Here is a 21,118-nt window from a genome sequence, read left to right on the forward strand (position 1 = left end):
ATTCATTCCTTTTCAAAAGTATAGGTATCAATTACGGTAACTAGCTGTTTTTTAGCACAATACGAAAGCGGGCTTTACCCGCTTCGAGATGTTCCATAGCTTCGTTTACTTGGTGCATCGGAAACTCCTCAGTGGTGGGGTAGATGTCATGTCGTACACAAAATTCAAGCATCGTCCTGTTCAGTGCGGGACTGCCCAAGGGACTACCGCCCACCGATTTTTCACCCCCTATCAAAGTGAATGCCGGAATGGGCATAGGTTCCAATACTGCTCCTACGGTATGCAATTTTCCTTGGGGTGCCAAGGTGGTAAGGTACGAATTCCAATCGAGCGGGACGTTGGTGGTGTTTAGAATGAAATTCAGTTTCCCAGCGATGCTTTCCAATGCTTCCGAAGAAGTAGAATCGATAACCCGATGGGCTCCCATCTCCAAAATCTGTGCCTTTTTATCCGGATTTGAGCTAAAAGCATAGACCTCACATCCCCAATGTTTTAAAAATTTTAAGGCCATATGTCCCAAGCCACCAATCCCGATGACTCCTACCTTATCTGTTGGACGTACTTCGGATAGGATGATGGGATTAAACACGGTGATACCGCCACAAAGTAAGGGTCCCGCTTTTGACATATCGATACCATCCGGAAGTGGAATAGCCCAAGACCAATGCCCGCGAACATAGTCGGCAAAACCGCCATGTCTACCCACGATAGTCGCTTCGTTGTTGGCGCAGAGGTGATGCTTGCCACCCATACACTCTTGGCAGCTCATACAAGAGGCCGCAAACCAACCCAAGCCTACCTTGTCCCCAAGACTTACATTTTTCACGGCACTTCCGGTAGCGACCACTTCCCCGACGATTTCATGTCCGGGGACCAGAGGATACTGGCTGATGCCCCAGTCATTGTTGATCATACTGAGATCGGAATGGCAAACGCCACAATAGTATACTTTGATATCAACTTGTTCAGGGCCTAGTTCGCCCAATTCATAGGTATAAGATTCCAATTTTCCTTTAGGTCCTTTTGCGGCATAGGCATTTACATTCATAGGGCGTTGGTTGATGGTTTTTGAATAAGGTTATAGCTAAATAAAGGTAGGAATTTAAATTGAAGTAGGGCAGGGATAAAAAGGGGTGGATGGCAAGGACTAAATGACCCAGATCATGGTATTTATCGGCTAGTAAGATTAATTTGCTTCCAATACCTTGATTTTCATCAATTTGGAATCACTAACCGAGCAACGAGCAAAAGGGATGACCATGATTATTCAAAATCACAGACAATTTTTGGCAGGCGTTATGACCATCGCCCTTGGAATGCTTTTATATGTGGCTATAAGACCTTCATGGCAAACCTTCTGGACAATCGACCTTATTTCATTGGAATGGCGTGAATTTTGGTTTCTTAGAATGATCGGTAACAATCTCCCTTCATTTCTTCATGTAGTCGGTTTGAGTCTTCTAACAGCTGCGGTAGTTGCCAAAAAAAAATCGATATATATGGTAATCTGTTGTTCATGGTTATCGATAAACCTTGTATTTGAATTCTTACAATCGGATGTGGCCTATGCTCGGTTAAACCATTGGTCAGTTAATCATGAAATAATGAATCCCATGGTGCAATGGTTTAAAAATTATTCTCTGAATGCCATTTATGATACAAGTGATGTCCTTGCCCTATTCATAGGCGCAGTTTTGGCCTATATCATTTTATTAAAAACCGGTCTTGCCGACAGGCGAGCAAATAAAACAGCTTAAAATGAAAATATCGAAATCCTATTTAAAACTGACACGGATTATGGTGGTCGGTCTCATCTTTGTGATTGGAATTATTGGAATCATAGGTACCAATGGCAAACCAACGGTACACGGCGCCTTGAAAGTGGCCACGAACGTAGACGGACCTTGGATACTTACGAATGATGGGGCCATTTATGCTTTCAACAATTCGGTATGGAATCAGAAAGAGCCTCCAGGAACCGCCGTTGATTTTGAAATTTGCGGTACCTTTCTTACGATTCTGACACCACCGGATGCGCAAGGGAAGCATTTGGTAAAATCACGTAAGACGAACGAGACCAGCTGGACGACATATCCCTCTATAGGGGCGACCGATATATCACAGGTCGCCTGTGACGGATACGAACCAGTGGTCATCACTACCACCTCACAGAAAGATGTCTTTAAATATTACAACGACACAAAGAGCTGGAAGGCCATTCATGATGGAGCCACGGAAATTTCTGTCGAAAACGGGTACCTTTTTTATCTTTATCCCACGACCTCTACTGGCAATGTGTGGAGCCGGGATGTCGATAGTGGGCCCTATACGCGATGGGGCGACAAGTTGGTTGCCGAGCGAATTGCCGGAGACGCTAATGGTTATCCCTGGGTGGCCATCAATGCCACCACCAATCCCCTACGTAAATGGGATGCCAAAAATAAAAAATGGACCTTCGGTTTCAATTCCGGTCCGGTGTACGACATGGATATTCAATCATATGTACGAATGTATATTCTCAGCGACCCAAAGATAAGCGGTGGTGGATACACCCTCTATTCCCACGAACTGTATTGGGGAGGGTGGACAACGTATTCATTACCCACCTATTGATGACGACTAATAGTCTGGAATATCTAGCAGGAAAGGAGAATAATAAAGATTGGACCCGATGGATGTAGTACGCGTGAGGACCGATGAGCAGGTGAGGACGGGAATTGCTATGAAAGGTGGCGTCCTCGTAGTGGTAGGTATTGCGTGGAGCAGGATTGGACTTTATATGAGGACACCTGTTTGAAATCGGTTTTTATTTTTCAATTTGATATACCAATAATTCTTTGCAATCGTTTGGTAATTGAGTCGTGCCGGTCAATTTTAGTCCTAGTTTTTCCAATAGTTTTTGGGAAGAGGTATTGTCTTTTGTAGTAATTGCACTAATCGTTTCAATGCTAAAATCGTTGAATGCTGCCTCTTTTATTCGATTGGCTGCTTCAAAAGCAAATCCTTTGCGTTCATAATCAGGAAGAAAAGCAAATCCTATGTCGATTCCTTCCAAGCCTTCCCTGTCATACAATCCGCATGTTCCAATTTTTTGATCGGTATCTTTTTTGATTACGGTGTAACAAGAATATCCAAGTCTCTCAAGTTGCGGGGTCATCCTGTTTTTTATATAGTCTTTGGCACTTCCAACGGTTTTTATATTTCTGTCCCCAATATATGCAATCCATTTGGGGGTATTTAGAAGTTGAAAAATGAACTCGGCATCATTTTCCGAAGTGGGTCGGATAATAAGTCTTGCTGTTTCAAAAGTTCTATATTTCATCTTTTAAATAGGATAGATCATACGAAAAATACGGTTTAAATAGTGGCTTTTCATTGAACTTAGGACCTACGTTCCCACAATATATTGTTCTCCCGCAGCTTGGATACTTCCTGGGTCACGATGGCGATTACTTTTTTAACCTCTTCCTGTGTTGTGTAGCGCCCAAGACTAAAGCGAAGGGAGGAAAAGGCCAGGCTTGGTTCCACGCCCATGGCCAACAAGACATGTGAGGGTTCCACCGAAGCAGAGTTGCAGGCGGAGCCATTGGAGACCGCCAACTGGCTACCCAATGCAGTGAGGAGATTCACCCCGTCGACATAGGGAAAGGAGACATTCACCGTATTCGGCAAACGTTGTTCCGAGGTGCTATTGGAGACAGATAGGTCAATCGCGAGCAGTCCTTCCTCTAATCGGTTCCGTAAGGTCTTCAAACGGGTCGTTTCGTCACCCAAATTTTGGTAGGCCAGCTCGATAGCCTTGGCGAATCCGACAATCAATGGGGTGTTGATGGTACCCCCGCGTTGTCCCTTTTGCTGCCCGCCCCCTTGTATGAAACTGGGCAGGGCATCGTAGTTGTCGTTCTCCTTACAGTACACCAATCCGATGCCCTTTGGACCATAGACCTTATGTCCCGAGAAACAGGCAAAGTCCACTTGCCGCAACACATCGGTCAAGTCTACCTTCCCCAAGGCTTGGGTAGTATCGGAAAAAAGAAGGCTTCCGTTGGCATGAACGAGCTCCGCTATTTCTTCAAGAGGCTGAATGGCTCCCGTTTCGTTGTTGGCGTAGATCATCGAGACCAGAATGGTATCAGGTCGTAAGGCCCGCATCAATTGTTTTGTGGATACCAGCCCTTTTGCATCCACCCCCAGGTAGGTTACCTCAAAACCATCCTCCTCCAAAAAAGCACAGGTATCCAATACGGCTTTATGCTCCGCTTGGGTCGTTATGATGTGTCGCCCTTTGGAGCGCAGTTTTCTGGCAACTCCCTTAAGAACCATATTAATACTTTCGGTGGCCCCGGAGGTATAGATGAGACTATTCGTGGAAATATCCAGGGCCTTGGCAATCGACATAGTGGCCTCCTCAACAGCGCTCTTGGCCAACCAACCATAGGGGTGATGGCTGCTCGAGGGATTTCCAAAATCTTCCTGAAAATAGGGCAGCATCGCATCTACTACTTCCTTGACACAGGGAGTGGTCGCATTGTAATCGAAATACAATTGGGAAACCATTTTTGCTACTGATTTATTGGGTTTCCAAAGGTACGGATTATCTAAAAAATCGTTTAACAATTCCCGCTGGTTCAAACTGAAAGTGAATTCGTCTTAAAGAATTATTAAATTATGAGTAAAGGTGTTTTTTGATTGTCATATCAGAATAAAAGCGATATATTTATTGTCTACCTCATAAATTAATTCAAGATAAATTATGATTCCAGCGAATTTCAACTATCACAAAGCAACTTCTTTGAAAGAAGCCATTGCTTTGGCTGGGGAGCTGGGCGAAGAAGCGAAGTATATGTCGGGCGGACACAGTCTGCTTCCAATGATGAAACTTCGTTTTGCCACTCCCGAACACATTATTGACATCAGTAAAATAGAGGGTCTTTCCTATATAAAGGAAGAAGGTGAATTCCTTAAAATCGGAGCCTTGACCACACAGACCGAAATTGAGCATAGTCCATTGTTAAAGGAGCACTATCCAATTTTTGGCGATGCCGTTTGGTTAACGGCGGACCCTTCGGTGCGCAATTGTGGAACCATAGGCGGTAACATCGCGCATGGTGATGCCGCTAATGACCAACCCGCTTTGATGCTGGCTGTTCGTGCTACAATTATCGCCGAAGGTCCAGATGGTACAAAAACGATACCCATTGACGAATTTTTCCATGGTTTTTATATGACCGCTCTAGAGCCAGGTGATATCTTGACTGAAATACAGATCCCCAAAGCGAAAAAGAATAGTGGTGGAGCTTACTATAAAATGGAACGAAAAGTAGGGGACTATGCAACCGCAGGAGTTGCGGTTCACGTAGAGCTGGATGATGACGGTGTATGCCAAGAAATCGGAATCGGTTTGACGAACGTCAGTGCGGTACCTATGCGATTGGAAAGAGGGGAAGAAGTGCTTAGAGGAAAAAAGATTACGGACGAATTGATTGCCGAAGTTGGCCAAATCGCAAGTGAAGATTGTGAGCCAGAGTCCGATTTAAGAGGTTCGGAGGCTTATAAAAGGTCCATTGTAAATACAATAACAAAACGAATGTTGAACAAAGCTTTGGAAAGAGCAAGACAATAAATCAATTATGGCAAAACATACAGTCACAATGACAATTAACGGAGAAAGCGTTACCGCCGAAGTAGATTCGCGCTTGCTCCTTGTACACTTTATTAGGGAAAATCTTGATATGACAGGAACCCACATCGGTTGTGATACATCAAGCTGTGGAGCTTGCACTATTTTAATCGATGGCAAATCGGTAAAATCCTGTACTTATCTGGCGGTCCGTGCAGACGGAGCTAACATAACTACGATCGAAGGTATTGCCGCCGATGGTACGAACCATCCGCTGCAACAGGCATTTCATGACCAACACGGATTGCATTGTGGATTCTGCACACCTGGAATGATCATGCGTGCCATTGATTTGTTGGAGACCAATCCCAATCCGACGGAGGAAGAGATTCGATGGGGGATTTCAGGGAATCTATGCCGCTGTACAGGTTATAATAATATTGTGAAATCGGTGCAACAGGCAGCTAAAGAAATGGCAAAGGAAAAAGAAGCTACAGTCTAACCTCTTAAATATAAACTTATGTTCTCATGTAAAACATCACCGGAGGTTGGCGGAATGGGTCACTCTGTAAAACGAAAGGAAGATGCACGATTTTTGCACGGTAAAGGGAACTATACCGACGACGTAAAATTACCGGGCATGTTGAGTATGGTTATGGTGCGTAGTCCTTATGCCTATGCCAAGATAAAAAGTATCAACAAAGAAAAAGCATTGGCCATTGATGGCGTATTGGCCGTCATTACAGGTGAGGATTTAGCGCAGTACAATTTGCACTGGATGCCCACCTTGCTTTCCGATACCCAAATGGTATTGCCGACCGATACGGTCATGCATCAATCACAGGAGGTATGCGCCGTTATTGCTACGGATCGATATATAGCGGTTGACGGTGCCGAAGCGGTTGATGTTCAATATGAACCCATGCAGGCCATTGTAGACCCCTTCAAGGCTTTGGATGATGATGCACCGCTGTTACGACCCGATAAGGAGGGCCAAAAAGACAATCACATTTACCATTGGGAAAGAGGTGATAAAGCCAAGACGGAAGCAGCCATCGCCGCTGCCGACGTAGTGGTAAAAGAACGTATCCATCTGCCCCGAATTCACGTAGCATCCATAGAAACCTGTGGGGTCGTGGCATCCTATGATAAGGATACGGAAAAAATGCTGATTTATTTGACTTCCCAAGCACCTCATGCCATCCGTACGATTTTGGCCTTGGTCGCTGGCCATGTTGGACTATCCGAAGAAAAGATTCGAATAATCGCCCCGGATATTGGGGGTGGGTTTGGAGGTAAAGTTCCCGTGTATCCTGGATATGTAGTTGCTATAGCAGCTTCCTTCCTAATCGGGAAACCAGTGAAATGGATTGAAGATCGCTCCGAAAATCTGGTCAACGGTTTTGCACGGGATTATCATATGGATTGCGAACTCGCAGCTACGAAAGATGGGAAAATCCAAGCTTTTAAGGTTTCTACCTTGGCGGATCATGGGTATACCGATTCTTCGGCAAATCCTTCTAAATATCCTACGGGTATGTTCTCGATTTGTACGGGATCCTATGATTATGAACACGCTTTCGCGGAGTTGGATGCCGTATACACCAATAAAGCGCCAGGAGGAGTTGCGTATCGTTGCTCTTTCCGCGTTACGGAAGCCGTTCATGCCATCGAACGAATGGTAGATAAGCTGGCAGCGGAGCTACAAATGGATCCGGCCGAGATCCGATTTAAGAACTTTATCAAAAAAGATCAGTTTCCCTATGCTTCCCCCTTGGGCTGGAGCTATGATAGTGGAGACTATGATGCTACCTTAAAAAAGGCGATGGAAATGGTCGGTTATGATGACTATAAAAAAGAGCAAGCGGAAAAGCGTGCCCAAGGAAAATTGATGGGAATCGGACTATGTACTTTTACCGAAGTTGTTGGAGCAGGTCCATCCAAAGACTTTGATATTTTGGGTATTGCGATGTTCGATAGTGCTGAAATACGAGTACATCCGACAGGAAAGGCAATGGCGCGTTTTGGTACGAAGTCGCAAGGACAAGGTCATGAAACGACCTATGCACAGATTTTAGCGGAAGAGCTGGGAATTCCCTATACGGATATTGAAATTGAGGAAGGAGATACCGATACCGCTCCCTACGGACTGGGAACCTACGCCAGTAGAAGTACTCCTACAGCCGGTGCCGCTGCGGCTATTGCAGCGCGTAAGTTAAAGGACAAAGGAAAGAAAATCGCGGCTCATTTGCTGGAAGTCAGTGAAGAGGATATCGAATGGGAAGTAGGGAAATACTTCGTAAAAGGAGCTCCTGAGAAATCGAAAACCATTCAAGACGTGGCCTTTGCCGCTTACACCAATTTTCCTCCAGGTATGGAACCGGGATTTGAAGCTACGCACTATTATGATCCGCCAAATTTGACCTTCCCGAACGGTGCCTACATCTGTGTGGTCGAGGTGGATGAGGAAACGGGTGCTATTGATGTCAAGCGTTTCGTAGCCATTGACGATTGCGGAAATATCATCAATCCGATGATTGTGGAAGGACAGGTACACGGAGGATTGACACAGGGAATTGCTCCTGCCATGTATGAAGGTATCGAATACGATGACGAAGGAAATGTGCTCAACGGAACATTAATGGATTATTTGGTACCGACCGCGGTAGAATCCCCTCACTGGGAAACCGGTCATACGATTACGCCATCACCACATCATCCGTTAGGAGCAAAAGGTGTCGCTGAATCGCCAACGGTAGGTGCCCCACCCGCTATTGCGAATGCTATTATAGATGCCTTGTATCCTTTAGGAATCAAGCACTTGGATATTCCTATCACCCCGGCTAAAGTTTGGGAGGCGATTCAGGAGGCCAAGGCGAAAGCTTAGAAAAGAGACTAAACGATAAGGAGAGGTGAATCAAACCAAAGGTTTGAAACCCAAGTTTCGGTTTGAACCGCTTAACACAATTTGAAGCGCAATCATATAGAAAACTCAGAACAAAATAAAAACAGATTCCCGCATTAGCGGGAACAAAAAAAATAAATATGAAAACACAATTAGATAAATCGTTTGAGGTGCCACAGGGCACGGAACTCGTCTGGGAGCATTTGATCGACCCGGAGAAAATAATGGACTGTGTGCCTGGCGTATCGGTTGAGGAAAAAGTGGGTGACAATCACTATAAAGGTAAAGTCGGCATGAAGTTTGGCCCGATGGGCGTGAAATACGACGCCGATATTTTCTATAAAGAAATCGACGAGGATAATCGCAAGATCATAATTACCGGTGATGGAGTGGACTCCAAAGGAAATGGAAATGCGGAGATGATGATGACCATTGATCTTACTGAAAAAGAGGAGGGAGGAGTCAAGCTGGACGCTATCATGGATGTTACCATAAACGGAAAAATAGCACAGTTTGGATCTCGATTGATTACAACGGTATCCAACCAGTTGTTTAAACAGTTTGTTTCAAACTTTTCCAAAAAATTGGCCGCAGCGGAAGCGGCAGCGGTGTAGACAGTCGCTTATGATATGTAATCGGAAGCTATGCTCCCCCGAGCATAGCTTTTATAATAAGCGATTCCAATTTTCAATCTAAATTTTTGCTTTTGAACAAAGAAATTGATGCGCTGATAAAAGACTTTTATGAGCATGATTACATTTTAAATGAAGCGTTGGCGACTTCTATCTTTCTATTGAAGAATTTGGAAAAGCCTTTGCTATTGGAAGGGAATCCGGGAGTAGGAAAGACGATGTTAGCCAAAACCTTGGCAGCTCATCTGGGAACTAATTTGATTCGTTTACAATGCTACGAAGGGTTGGATGTAAGTACTACCATCTACGAATGGAACTATCAAAAACAGTTGCTCCATATCAAACTTTTCGAACAGGAAGAGGATAAAATGACCCTCCAAAATCAGATTTTCGGAATGGATTATGTGCTGCAAAGACCGTTGTTGCAGTCCATTAGTTCAGAAAAGCCTGTAGTACTCCTAATTGATGAAATTGATCGAGCGGATGAGGAGTTTGAAGCCTATTTGTTGGAGTTGCTTTCCGATTTTCAAATCAGTATCCCTGAATTGGGCACGATACAGGCAACCTCAAAACCCTTGGTAATTCTCACGTCCAATAGGACAAGAGAACTAAGTGATGCCTTGCGAAGAAGATGTTTGTATCATTGGGTAGACTTCCCTTCCAAAACCAAGGAAATTGATATCATAGCCAAAAAGCTACCAACGATAGATGAGGAATTGGCGACCCAGGTCGTGACTTTTATCCATAATCTTCGGAAATCAAGTCTGCACAAACCTCCGGGGATAGCTGAATCGCTGGATTGGGCCAAAACCCTTTTGCTAATGAACCAAAAGAATATTACCGACGAGATTGTACAAAATACCATCGGTAGTGTCCTAAAGCATAAAGACGATGTCGAGTTTGTACGCAGCAGATCGGTTCGGGAGTTTTTGGTTCCAATTAGCTGAGATGTTACTTTTCGCCTTTAGACTGCGCTCAAGACAGGCTCTGTAAAGAACAGGCTTAACGTAAGAAATTCAAAGAATCCAAGTATCTAATTATTCCTTAATCCAACAGTCCAGAAGTGCAAGCGATTACCAAAACTTTCAAAGAACGTCTTATCGACTTTACCATGTATTGTCGGGAGCGACAGTTTGTGCTCGGTCCGCAAGAAACACGGGATGCTTTTGAGGTAGCGGAACGTGGTTGGGTGTTGGATCGTAAACTCTTTCAGTATAGTTTAAAGGCCATCTATTGCAAGCGCAAAGAGCATTTTGATCGTTTTGACGAAATGTTCGATCGTTTTTGGAGTCGCTATTACGAGGAGAAGTTGGAACAACGCAAAAAGCAAATTAAACAGCTTAAAAAGGAAAAAGATACAGCAACGGTTATTTTTTTGGGAACGGAATTCAAGCTCCCGAAGAAAGAAGTTAAGGAACAGGAGGCCAAGGAAACTGTGGGTGCCAATGAAAGTATCCGTTTGCGGTTTACCGATTTTTCCAAAGTGAATGTTACCGACAAAGAGAAGTTGGAAGAATTGGCCGAGGAACTCTTTCACCAAATGAGCATGCGTTTTAAACGTAGATTGGAAAACGCCAACCAAGGTAGTATCGATGTGCGAAATACCATTCGTCAAGGAATTTCCAAAGGCGGCATGTTGTTGCATCTCGCGTATAAACGCAAACGTAAAGAAAAGCGCAAAGTTGTTTTTATTCTCGATGTGAGCGGCTCTATGGATACGTACAGCTATTATTTGTTACGGTATGTCATGGTGTTAAAGAAGTATTTTAAGAGTTTGGAGTTTTTTACCTTTAGTACAGAGCTAACCCATGTGACCCCGATGTTACGGCAAAACAATGAACAGGAAATCTTAAGGCAGATTGGCAAGAATGTACACTCCTGGTCAAGTGGCACGAAGATAGGGGCGTCCTTGACGGAATTTCTCGCTGTATATGGGAGCAAGTTTTTGAGCCAAAAACATATTGTAGTGATTTTGAGCGACGGACTCGAAACCGGAAACGTAACCATTCTAAAGGAAGCGGTGCGAACGATACGAAGAAAATGTAAAACCTTGATATGGTTGAATCCGTTGAAAGGCATGGCGGGTTACCAACCTATACAAAAGGGCATGGTCAACGTAATGCCCCATTTGGATGCCTTTGAATCGGCCCACAACTTGGATAGTTTATTGAAATTGGAAAAATTGTTGATGGATGTTTAATGAATTGGCCCTACATATAGAAAAACACCTGGCTCAGGGTTCCGACTTCGCCATAGCCCAAGTAATCGACCGAATCGCACCCAGTTCTGGCAAGGTAGGGGATAAGGCCCTTATCCTGGAAACTGGGGAAATGATCGGCTGGGTAGGCGGTGGCTGTGTACGGGGTATCGTTATTAAGGAAGCCATCGAGGTAATACGAACAAAACGGTATCGGAGGGTCCGTATATCTCCTGAGGGAGGCACACTGGAAACGGCCAACTATAAAGAATATGTCATGTCATGTCAAAGCAAAGGAACCTTGGAAGTTATGATTGAACCAGTCATCCCACAGCCTGAATTGATTATTGTCGGCAAGAGCAATATCGCACGCAAATTGTCTCAATTGGCAGTCGCCGCAGACTTTCGGGTCACGGTATTGGCCAGTGCCATTGATGCACAAATGTTTCCCTCTGCACATGCAATGTCAGATCAAGTAGACTTTACTTCGTTTGAAAACCTGAACAATACTTATATCATCGTTACTACCCAAGGCGAAGACGATGACCTTTCGGTCAAAAAGGCCTTGGATACTGCCGTAGCATATGTTGGCTTTGTTGCAAGCAAGAAAAAGGCCAAGGATATCAAAGCCTATTTAAAATCGGAAGGAATCCCTGAAAAACGTATTGCCGAATTACGGAGTCCGGTCGGTTTGGATATCAACGCCAAACTCGCCAGTGAGGTGGCCATCAGTATTTTAGCGGAGGTCATCGGCCATTTTCGCAACCGGAATGTACTTAGCAGCGATCCCAAACAGGAAACCCTTAAATCGGCTTCAGAGCCGCCCGAATCCTCTGCCGCGGATAAATTTGCCGAGGAATATTACATTAACCCAGTATGTCAGGTACCCGTTTCTAAAAGTAATCCGAAACATGTGTTGGAATACAAAGGGGAGAAAGTCTATTTCTGCTGTGATGGGTGTAAGGTAAGTTTTGAGAAAGACCCGGAGGCCTATATGAAGTAACCCTTGGTTTAAATGAGGCGTTCCTCCATAAATCAAGAAGCGATTTGTGAAGGTTTTTTATTTTCTGGTAAAAGCCATGATTAATTCGCGATGTTCAGGAAACTGCCCTATTAACCGTTCACGGGCTGGCAACACAAAATCATCGAAGCTAAAGCCCGGGGAAACCGTGCAACCTACCAGGGCATATGCCTCGGGTTCCAAGATCCTGGCAGCGAACCAATGACCGCCCGGCACCACCAATTGAGGTACTTGCCCTTTAGTAAGATCCTTCCCTATCACATATTCGATATGTTTTCCATCTGGTGATAACGTATGCAACTGAATCGGTGCACCTTCATAAAAATGCCAGATTTCATCCTGTGCAATCCGATGAAATGCCGAAAATATTTCGGAAGTCAGCAAAAAGTAAATACAGGTACAATAGTTTCTACTGCCTTTATAGCCTGTACCCAAATTGTTTTCGGAAATCGTGCCCTTGCTGCGGTAGGTTTCGCGAAAATACCCACCTTCAGGGTGCGGTTGGAGGTTGAGGGTTTGGATAATTTTTTTTACCTGTTCCATGGATTCGGATTAAAAACTAAAAATAGTATTTTAAAAATTGAAAGCTTCAATGGAAAAAAATTGCGGCCGTGATTTCAAAATCGAATGGTTTTAATTTGAATATAGGACCCGTTTCGCTTTGTTCAAAGAAATTCTATTTTTACAGTAATGACCGGTACCAAATCCAATATAGCCCTTGTCATCCTCGCTGCCGGTGCCTCGACACGCATGGGACGACCGAAACAGCTATTGCCCTGGGGCCAGGACAATTTGCTACGGCATGCCATCAAACAGGCTCATGGTACCGGTTTGAAGCAAATACTTGTAGTTTTGGGTGCAAATGCCCAGGTTATTAAGAAAAACTTGGGACCGCATTTTGTGGATACCGTAACAAATCCAGATTGGGAAGAAGGACTCGGAAGTTCCCTATCCTATGGAATTCAACAACTATTGGCAAGCCAACAATCGTTCAAAGGGGTTTTAATAATGTTGGCGGATCAACCCTTGGTCGATAAGGACTACTTAAACGAACTTATCACCGCTTTTGAAACCCGGGAAAAAGGTATTGTTGTGACTTCTTACGGACAACGGGTAGGAGTGCCCGCTGTATTTCACTCGAGATATTTTGAGCGATTGAAGGCTCTTAACAAAGATTTTGGTGCGAAGGAAATCATCCAACGCCATAAAAATGATATGTTTGTAGTCGACCCGAAGGGAAAGGCTGTGGATGTGGATACGAGGGATGTGTATGAGCGATTGTGGAAAGAAGCCGGTGATGACAATAAGCAATAGGAAGTGGTTTCAGTATGGTAAGGTATTCATCAAAACTACTAAGAATGGGCTTACATGAAGTTATAAGTGGTTTCAAGAGGCTAGCGGGGTAGCACCTAAAAAAGTGCATCAGGTTACCGTTGGTAGCACCCTATTACATTTGGGGATGTTTGTCAACAGTGCCTAACAAATGACCAAATAAAGTATCGAAACCAATACGGAATGAATGACCTGATAATCTAAACCAAAGACAATTATGAAAATCACATATTCCCTTTTTTTAACGCTTATATCAACCGCCCTAAGCGCTCAAGATATGAGTTTTGAGGAATACAACCCGACTTCGACCTTGGTCGTCGAGGGTGAGGAAGTACCTAGGGCCAAGTTTCCTTTCATTGATGTACACAGCCATCAGCGTGATATGTCTGCGTCGACCCTCAAGGAAATGGTGGCTGATATGGATCGTATCAACGAGGCGGTCATGGTCAACTTGAGTGGAGGTTCGGGAAATGGACTTAAAAGTATGGTAGAAAGCATCAATGCAAACTATCCCAATCGTTTTGCCGTCTTTGCCAATGTTGATTTCGATGGGGTGGGGAAAACGGATTGGGGCGCCAAGGCTGCGCAACAACTGGAGGAAGATGTCAAAGCAGGCGCCAAAGGCCTTAAAATCTACAAGAGCCTGGGGCTTCGTTATAAAGACACCAATGGCAACCGACTGGCAATCGACGACCCCCGATTGGATCCGATATGGGCCAAATGTGCGGAATTAGGGATACCTGTTCTTATCCACGCCGCAGACCCTAAATCTTTTTGGGACCCGATGGACAGTAAGAATGAACGCTGGTTAGAGTTAAAAACCAGACCACGCAGAAAACGTTCGGACGACGATCCGGCTCCTTGGCAGCAAATTATCGATGAGCAGCACCGAATGTTCAAAAAACATCCGAAGACCAAATTTATCAACGCCCATATGGGCTGGTATGCCAACAATCTCGGTAAATTATCGGAATTGATGGACGAGATGCCTAACATGTCCGTCGGAATCGGCGCTATTATCGCCGAACTTGGCCGACAGCCTAAAACGGCCCGTGCCTTTTTTATTAAATACCAGGACCGTATCCTTTTTGGGAAGGATAGCTGGAACCCAGCAGAATTTCCTACCTATTTCCGCGTTTTGGAGAGCGATGACGAATACTTTCCATACTACAAAAAATACCACGCATTCTGGGCGATGTACGGCTTGGATCTTCCAGATGATGTCTTAAGGAAGGTCTACTACAAAAATGCGTTGAAGTTGATTCCAGGATTGGATAGGAGTCTATTCCCAGAGGAATAGCTAAAAATTTTAATCAAATAATTGATTATGAATTATTTACGCATTTTTGCCTTATGTATTGTTTTTATAACAACCACTGGTCACTCGCAGGGTGCTTCTTCCAATATCATATGGCCGAACGGGGCCAAAGCAGCCATTTGCCTCACCTACGATGATGCGATGGTCACTCAATTGGAACATGCGCTGCCCTCATTGGACTCAGTAGGGTTAAAAGGCACTTTTTTTCTGAACCCTACCCGGTCAAGGAGCGAAATTTTAGGATGGATGGATGCGGCTCGAAACGGCCATGAGCTGGGAAATCACTCAGTTCTGCACCCGTGTCCCGCCGCCCTCGGCTGGGACGCCCGTGTCACCACCGAGAACTATACGGTAGAACAGATGCTGAACGAGGTGCGGCTAATGAACGATTTCTTGCAGACATTGGATAGCGCCCGAGTAGAACGTACCTATGCTTACCCTTGTAGTAACTTGGAAGTTGGCGGTGGTTCCTATGTCAGGGCACTCAAAGAATCCAAATTGGTACGTTATGCTCGCAAGGGCGGAAATTCCGAGAGTATCATATTCGATTTTGGAAAGCTGAATTTTTATGAAGTTCCCTCCTACGAAGTACAGAAAGCGACGAGTGGAAAAGCCCTTATTCGGTATGTTGAAAGAACAAAGGAGCTGAACGGGCTTGGCGTTTTCATGTTTCATGGTATAAATGGGCAATGGTTCAATGTGTTGAAAAAAGATCATGATGAGTTGCTTGCATACCTTAAAAAAAACATAGATACATTTTGGGTAACCACCTTTTCCGAAGCGATGCAATATGTAGAAGAGCAAAGAAATCAGTAGGATTTTCTCATATCCTGCTTCACCAGAATCTTAATGCATTGTTTTATTCCCTACCGAGACGCACGAAATTGTGGTAACAATCCCTAAATTCTGATAATAGGCCTAACAACCATCCGTACCATATTGGGCCGCCCTAGATGCTTTCACTATTCCTTGTCTGTTTTTCCAGAAACCACTTCCCCAAACCCATAATCCTGAAAAATACCACAGGATCTTTCTTTTTTGACCAATGAATCGCTCCTCGTCTTTTTCTTTTTGGCAAAATCTTCGATTTCTGGCGAAAGGTATCCCATATGTTCAGATGTAAGAATTGGCCTTTAGTGCAGTTACCTACGTATCGTCCGGACGTGAAGTAACACCGATTATTCTTAAGCAAAATTAATGGTTGCTGGCCGTGCTTGAACAAATTTCATTTAAAGTTTGTGATTTTTTGGAAGTAAGGACTACTAATGAATGTGAAAAGGTTGTAAAAGGTATCTTGTACCCTAGATATTTTTAAAAAAAGGTGGTCTATCCCCTACAACAACAGAACCAAACCCGATAATGCCTACAGAAGACGACTTTGTAAAGCTGATCCAACAAAACGAGGGGATTATTTTTAAGATTACGACGGTATATACCGATAATGCCGATGACCAAAAAGACCTGTATCAAGACATAGTATACCAACTTTGGAAATCGTTCGATAGCTTTCGCAGGGAAGCCAAGGTGAGTACCTGGCTCTATCGTGTAGCAATGAACACGGCCCTGACACGCCTTCGAAAGCATAAACGGAAGGGAATTTCCATTCCGATGGATAAAGTGGTCCTACAACAAACCGAGCGGTACAATACCGAATTTGAAGAACGTCTAAAACTGCTTTATGAGCACATAGGGAAGCTAAACATTTTGGATAAAGGGTTGGTACTTTTATTGTTGGAGGGGAAAAAATATGATGAAATCGCAGAAATCTCCGGATTAAGTCCAAGCAATGTAGGAACCCGAATATCCCGAATTAAACAAAAACTAAGAAAACAGATTAACCAAAAGTAACTGCTATGGAACTAGAGGAACTTCAGGCGACTTGGGCCCAACTAGGACAGGAATTGGATAAACAGAAAAAATTAACCCATAAAATTATAGTGGAAATGACACAACAACGCTATTCCCGTAAGTTTGATAAAATCGCGGTATATGAAATTGTCGGAAGCATCATTTGCTTACTGGCGGCAGGTTATATCCTGATTCATTTTGATCGATTGGATACCTGGTATTTACAGCTTTGTGGTGCTTTAGGTATCGTGATACTTGTAATTCTTCCAGTACTGATACTATGGTCTTTGCATACCATTCGTAACGTGAATGTGGCAAACAGTGATTACAAGGATGTTCTAATACGGTTTACAAGGGAAAAGAACCGATTATTGCTGCTTCAACGTCTGAATATCTATATCAGTTTTCTGTTTATGATTATCTCATTGCCCATTTTTAGTATGATTTTAAAAGGGAAGGATCTCTTTGTTGATTACAAGGTGTGGTGGTGGTACCTTCCAATAATGGCCGTGTTCTTGTTTTTCTTTACACGTTGGGGCTATGGTTGTTACAAAAGTGTTACAAACTCTGCCGAGGATATTTTGAACGAGTTGGAGTAGGAGGTGAGAAACGTAGGAAGTAAACAATATCTTTGGCTCATGGGTCGATACAGACTGACAATTGTATCATAGTGGTCCTGACCGGATTATAGAACTACCAACTGTTTCTCGATAAAGTCCTGTACCAAATACCAGTTCATTTTAAGCACCAAGGCGGCCGATGGTACGTTGTTGTCCTCGATGGCCGAGATGATGGCCTCGTGCTGGTTGTCCGAGTTATAGTAAAATGATTCGTCGGACATAAAGGCCTTCTCGTAAAGGAAAACACGGGTTTTTAAATCCCTCAAAATTTGTTGTGCTACGGCGTTCCGATAATTTTTGGTCAACAGGTGGTGAAATTCCATGTAGGCGTTGATTCGATCTAAAGGGTCTTCCGCCTCTTGTATCAATTTTTGCTGTAACCGAAGTGCCGCAATAGTCTCTTCGTCGAAAACCGACTGCTCTAGGGCCAATACTTCCAACTGGGCTACGAGCTCGTATAGGTTTTTAGCCTCGTTATGACTGAGTTCCTTAATGAAAAATCCCCGATTTGGAATGGCCTCGATGACCTGTGATTGCTGCAATTGGGTCAATGCCTCCCGAATAGGGGTAACACTTACATTCAATTTACGAGCCAAGGCCGCTAAATTTACCGATTCTCCCGCATTGAGATTGCCTTCCCGCATTTGCTGCAACAAATACTCCCGTACTTGATCCCTAAAGATGGTTTTAGTAATCATTTTGCTAAAATAGTATATCGTATACGATTTACACAACGTATTGGCGGTCTTTTTTGGTATATATTTCATTTTTTTTGTTCAGTTTTTTAGTATCAGCGTTCAATAGCGACCAATTTTACATCAATACCTGGGAAGATTTAGTATCTTAAAGGGCTATAGTCTGTGAAAATGAAAAAAATGGTGCTCCTTTTTTTGGTGCCTTTACAGTTCGCTTTAGGACAAGCTTTGGATTGTACACAACTCCTTTCTCCGGCAAATGGAGATACCAATGTTCCGTTGACCCCTACGTTTGAATGGAACCAAGCCAGCGGGGCGACGGGATATCTTCTTAATGTCGGAACAACGCAGGGAGGGGTAGAAATTTTTAACGAACGCGACCTGGGTAATGTTGTTTCCTTTGAGTTTCCACAACAATTACCTCCACAGAGTGATATTTACGTGTCCATTATCCCGTACAACGATACCAACAGGAATGACACGTGTGCTGAAATTTTCTTCACGACCGCTCCTCGTACGGTGCCAAGCTGTACTGAAATTATCAATCCTACAGATGGGGATGCCCTAGTATCCGTTTCGGCAAATATAACCTGGATTCGGGACTTTAACGCCAACGGCTATCTGATGACTATCTACGAGGGGGATCCAAATGGTATTTTGATATGGGACAAGGTAGATGTAGGAAACGGCACCAATGCACAACCTCCGGAATTTAAACCGAGAACCCGCTATTATGTAACGATAATACCTTACAACGAATTTGGGGAAGCACCTGGTTGCCAACCAATAACCTTTACCACGGGCGATGGGTTGCCACCACCGGATTGTGCTGAACTGATCTTACCTGAATCCGGGTCTACCGAGGTTCCGGTCGATACCAATTTGGCGTGGGCAGAAGTTCCTGGCGCCGAATCCTATATCCTTTCTGTTGGAACCCGACCTGCCGGTACCGATATTGTCGATAATCGGGATATGGGTCTTTCCACTACTTTTGAACTACCGAACGACCTACCCCAGGGAACGCGAATTTACGTTCAAATACGCACTAGTGAAGGGCTTCGGGAGTCGGAAAGCTGTACCCCCCTTTTTTTTGATACCTTCAAGCCTACGACCACGGCCCTGGAAAATTCCATACCCAGATTTTTCACACCCAACAGTGACGGAACCAACGATGTTTGGTCTGTCGATTCCGTTGAAGACCTGATCGTGGAAAGTGTTTACATTTTTGACCGCTACGGAAAGATGCTAAAACAATTGGCGCCAGGCGAAGGTTGGAACGGTACCTTCAACGGACGCGCTCTTCCATCCGGCTCTTACTGGTACGCTGTGAGCGTTGAAAACTATCCCAAGCTAAAAGGTCATTTTCTTCTCAAACGATAGCTTTCTCCCTTTTTTGTACGATTAAACCAGATAGTCCTAAAGGAGTGTTCAGGGCAACGCACCCAAACGTATTGAGCAATCGGTTTTGTTACCTTTTATATCCGAAACCAATAAGATCGTAAATTAATAATTAGATTTGCTTTAGTCTTAAGATAATCCCCTATGGATGATGCCGCCGCAAGGCCCCTTGAATTGAATGCCGTTATCAATGAATATAGGCCCATTCATTTGAGTCAAATGAATGGGGTTTCCTTGATGGAGCGAATTGACACAAAGTTTCTGTTTCACGGAAGCCAGCTTTGCCCAATTTTGGAAAATGCCGTGAACCGCTACAAAGTACTTGAAATTGATGGTTTAAGAACCCAGAACTACAACAATCAATATTTTGATACGAACAATCGCAAGTTCTATATGGATCATCATAACGGAAAAGGCAACAGAATAAAAGTGCGCATCCGTGAATACACCGAATCTAAAAAGTATTTTCTGGAGGTGAAGAAAAAAAGTAATAAGGGTCGCACGAGTAAAAAACGACACCAATTAAACGATTTCCAGACCAGGTTATCAACGAACTCCCAGAATTTTGTAACACAACAAACAGGATTCAATATACCCTTGGTTCCTATGCTACGGAATTCTTTCCAACGTATCACATTGGTCGATGACCATAGCAGGGAAAGAGCCACATTCGATATGTATCTTTCTTTTGATGATGGTGAAAACGAACTGGACATGGGACCATTGGTCATTGCCGAAATTAAACAACCAGTTTTCAATAGGGCCAGTAAGCTGTTTCAGATTCTGAAACAGGATGCCATAAACCCCTATCGAATCAGTAAATACTGTATTGGCATGGCTAGTCTTTACGATGACCTTAAGTACAACGCCTTCAAGGAAAAAATCATTAAAATCAATAAAATACTGGCTGCCTAATGGAGTTCTTGGAAATCCCCTTCTACGATGACGATTTATTAAAGATGTTGTTTCGCTTTGCCATTAACATATTCTTTTTGACCATCATCATCCGCTATTTGTATTACCCAACCACAGAGCGAAAAGACTACCTCTTCACGTATTATCTGATAAGCATCATCGTGTTTTTTATCTGTTTTACGCTAAAAAAATATGAGTTGGATATCGGCATGGCACTAGGGCTCTTCGCCATTTTTGGTATCATACGGTATCGTACCGATCCCATCGAAATCAAGGAAATGACCTATTTGTTCGTTGTCATTGGGGTTTCGGTCATCAATTCACTGGCGAACAAGAAGTTGAGCTATGCTGAAATTATCATAGGGAATATGATTGTAGTGGGGGCAATAACCATTCTGGAACGCTTCTGGTTGCTAAAAAATGAGGTAAGCAAAGAAATTGTCTATGAAAAAATAGAGAACATTCATCCAGACAATTATGAGCTATTGAAAGCCGATTTGGAAAAAAGAACTGGAATCTCCATCAACAGAATACGGATTGGTGATATCGATTTTCTAAGGGATACTGCACGGCTCACTATCTATTATTACAGTGAAAAGTCCCGTTTAAATAAATGA

At 43.7% G+C, this 21,118-nt stretch carries 23 protein-coding genes; 17 read left to right on the forward strand and 6 right to left on the reverse strand.

Going from position 1 to position 21,118, the window contains the following annotated elements; genetic code table 11:
- Nucleotides 1-40 precede the first annotated feature (40 nt).
- Nucleotides 41-1,048 (reverse strand): NADPH-dependent aldehyde reductase Ahr, encoded by a 1,008-nt coding sequence (gene ahr, locus FK220_RS11035; RefSeq protein WP_152574387.1) that lies wholly within the window; start codon nt 1,046-1,048, stop codon nt 41-43.
- A gap of 172 nt (nt 1,049-1,220) precedes the next feature.
- Here ahr and FK220_RS11040 point away from each other — a divergent pair, with 172 nt between their 5' ends.
- Entirely contained in the window at nt 1,221-1,757 is a 537-nt protein-coding gene (locus FK220_RS11040; protein ID WP_166204872.1) for a hypothetical protein, read from the forward strand.
- Between the two features lies 1 nt (nt 1,758).
- Entirely contained in the window at nt 1,759-2,613 is an 855-nt protein-coding gene (locus tag FK220_RS11045; protein ID WP_152574389.1) for a hypothetical protein, read from the forward strand.
- Nucleotides 2,614-2,806: 193 nt separating this feature from the next.
- Here FK220_RS11045 and FK220_RS11050 read toward each other — a convergent pair whose 3' ends face one another.
- Nucleotides 2,807-3,322: a GNAT family N-acetyltransferase gene (locus tag FK220_RS11050; RefSeq protein WP_152574390.1), complete on the reverse strand. Its 516-nt coding sequence runs from the start codon at nt 3,320-3,322 to the stop codon at nt 2,807-2,809.
- A gap of 59 nt (nt 3,323-3,381) precedes the next feature.
- Complete coding sequence (locus FK220_RS11055) at nt 3,382-4,557, reverse strand: cysteine desulfurase family protein (RefSeq protein WP_152574391.1); 1,176 nt, start codon at nt 4,555-4,557, stop codon at nt 3,382-3,384.
- A gap of 196 nt (nt 4,558-4,753) precedes the next feature.
- Here FK220_RS11055 and FK220_RS11060 point away from each other — a divergent pair, with 196 nt between their 5' ends.
- From FK220_RS11060 to FK220_RS11090, 7 genes are all read left to right on the forward strand, one after another.
- Nucleotides 4,754-5,623, forward strand: coding sequence for an FAD binding domain-containing protein (locus FK220_RS11060; RefSeq protein WP_152574392.1), 870 nt, complete (start codon nt 4,754-4,756; stop codon nt 5,621-5,623).
- 7 nt (nt 5,624-5,630) lie between these two features.
- Nucleotides 5,631-6,122: a (2Fe-2S)-binding protein gene (locus FK220_RS11065; protein ID WP_152574393.1), complete on the forward strand. Its 492-nt coding sequence runs from the start codon at nt 5,631-5,633 to the stop codon at nt 6,120-6,122.
- Between the two features lie 18 nt (nt 6,123-6,140).
- Nucleotides 6,141-8,507, forward strand: a complete 2,367-nt coding sequence (locus FK220_RS11070) for an aerobic carbon-monoxide dehydrogenase large subunit (protein ID WP_152574394.1) — start codon at nt 6,141-6,143, stop codon at nt 8,505-8,507.
- A gap of 158 nt (nt 8,508-8,665) precedes the next feature.
- Nucleotides 8,666-9,139 (forward strand): SRPBCC family protein, encoded by a 474-nt coding sequence (locus tag FK220_RS11075; protein ID WP_152574395.1) that lies wholly within the window; start codon nt 8,666-8,668, stop codon nt 9,137-9,139.
- Nucleotides 9,140-9,231: 92 nt separating this feature from the next.
- Nucleotides 9,232-10,104, forward strand: a complete 873-nt coding sequence (locus FK220_RS11080) for an AAA family ATPase (RefSeq protein WP_152574396.1) — start codon at nt 9,232-9,234, stop codon at nt 10,102-10,104.
- A gap of 116 nt (nt 10,105-10,220) precedes the next feature.
- Nucleotides 10,221-11,357 carry a vWA domain-containing protein gene (locus FK220_RS20055; RefSeq protein WP_152574397.1) on the forward strand — a complete coding sequence of 379 codons (1,137 nt, stop codon included), beginning with the start codon at nt 10,221-10,223 and terminating at the stop codon, nt 11,355-11,357.
- Complete coding sequence (locus FK220_RS11090) at nt 11,350-12,357, forward strand: XdhC family protein (RefSeq protein WP_152574398.1); 1,008 nt, start codon at nt 11,350-11,352, stop codon at nt 12,355-12,357. Before FK220_RS20055 ends, FK220_RS11090 begins: the two co-directional genes overlap by 8 nt.
- Nucleotides 12,358-12,414: 57 nt before the next feature.
- Here the strand turns inward: FK220_RS11090 and FK220_RS11095 are convergent, their stop codons facing one another.
- Nucleotides 12,415-12,918, reverse strand: coding sequence for a cupin domain-containing protein (locus FK220_RS11095; RefSeq protein ID WP_152574399.1), 504 nt, complete (start codon nt 12,916-12,918; stop codon nt 12,415-12,417).
- Nucleotides 12,919-13,065: 147 nt separating this feature from the next.
- Between FK220_RS11095 and FK220_RS11100 the strand changes: the two genes are divergently transcribed.
- The 3 genes from FK220_RS11100 (at nt 13,066) to FK220_RS11110 (ending at nt 15,841) form a co-directional block, all read left to right on the forward strand.
- Complete coding sequence (locus tag FK220_RS11100) at nt 13,066-13,689, forward strand: nucleotidyltransferase family protein (RefSeq protein WP_152574400.1); 624 nt, start codon at nt 13,066-13,068, stop codon at nt 13,687-13,689.
- Between the two features lie 235 nt (nt 13,690-13,924).
- Complete coding sequence (locus tag FK220_RS11105) at nt 13,925-15,007, forward strand: amidohydrolase family protein (protein WP_152574401.1); 1,083 nt, start codon at nt 13,925-13,927, stop codon at nt 15,005-15,007.
- A 27-nt stretch (nt 15,008-15,034) separates the two neighbouring features.
- Nucleotides 15,035-15,841 carry a polysaccharide deacetylase family protein gene (locus FK220_RS11110; RefSeq protein ID WP_152574402.1) on the forward strand — a complete coding sequence of 269 codons (807 nt, stop codon included), beginning with the start codon at nt 15,035-15,037 and terminating at the stop codon, nt 15,839-15,841.
- Between the two features lie 146 nt (nt 15,842-15,987).
- Here the strand turns inward: FK220_RS11110 and FK220_RS11115 are convergent, their stop codons facing one another.
- Nucleotides 15,988-16,134: a hypothetical protein gene (locus FK220_RS11115; RefSeq protein ID WP_166204876.1), complete on the reverse strand. Its 147-nt coding sequence runs from the start codon at nt 16,132-16,134 to the stop codon at nt 15,988-15,990.
- Nucleotides 16,135-16,384: 250 nt separating this feature from the next.
- On the opposite strand from FK220_RS11115, the gene FK220_RS11120 reads away from it, so the two are divergent.
- Together FK220_RS11120 and FK220_RS11125 are read left to right on the forward strand one after the other, a co-directional pair.
- The gene (locus FK220_RS11120) at nt 16,385-16,873 is read left to right on the forward strand and encodes an RNA polymerase sigma factor (RefSeq protein ID WP_152574403.1); all 489 of its coding nucleotides are present in this window, start codon (nt 16,385-16,387) and stop codon (nt 16,871-16,873) included.
- Between the two features lie 5 nt (nt 16,874-16,878).
- A complete protein-coding gene (locus FK220_RS11125; protein WP_152574404.1) occupies nt 16,879-17,472 on the forward strand; it encodes a hypothetical protein in 594 nt (197 codons plus the stop codon).
- Between the two features lie 86 nt (nt 17,473-17,558).
- Here the strand turns inward: FK220_RS11125 and FK220_RS11130 are convergent, their stop codons facing one another.
- On the reverse strand, nt 17,559-18,260 hold the full coding sequence (locus FK220_RS11130; protein ID WP_238718992.1) for a GntR family transcriptional regulator: 702 nt from the start codon (nt 18,258-18,260) through the stop codon (nt 17,559-17,561).
- Between the two features lie 108 nt (nt 18,261-18,368).
- Between FK220_RS11130 and FK220_RS11135 the strand changes: the two genes are divergently transcribed.
- The 3 genes from FK220_RS11135 (at nt 18,369) to FK220_RS11145 (ending at nt 21,118) form a co-directional block, all read left to right on the forward strand.
- Nucleotides 18,369-19,568: a T9SS type B sorting domain-containing protein gene (locus tag FK220_RS11135; protein ID WP_166204879.1), complete on the forward strand. Its 1,200-nt coding sequence runs from the start codon at nt 18,369-18,371 to the stop codon at nt 19,566-19,568.
- Nucleotides 19,569-19,730: 162 nt separating this feature from the next.
- On the forward strand, nt 19,731-20,501 hold the full coding sequence (locus FK220_RS11140) for a polyphosphate polymerase domain-containing protein (protein ID WP_152574406.1): 771 nt from the start codon (nt 19,731-19,733) through the stop codon (nt 20,499-20,501).
- Entirely contained in the window at nt 20,501-21,118 is a 618-nt protein-coding gene (locus FK220_RS11145; protein ID WP_152574407.1) for a DUF4956 domain-containing protein, read from the forward strand. Before FK220_RS11140 ends, FK220_RS11145 begins: the two co-directional genes overlap by 1 nt.

Source organism: Pelagihabitans pacificus (assembly GCF_009371985.2).
In the GTDB taxonomy this organism is placed as follows: Bacteria; Bacteroidota; Bacteroidia; order Flavobacteriales; family Flavobacteriaceae; genus Pelagihabitans; species Pelagihabitans pacificus.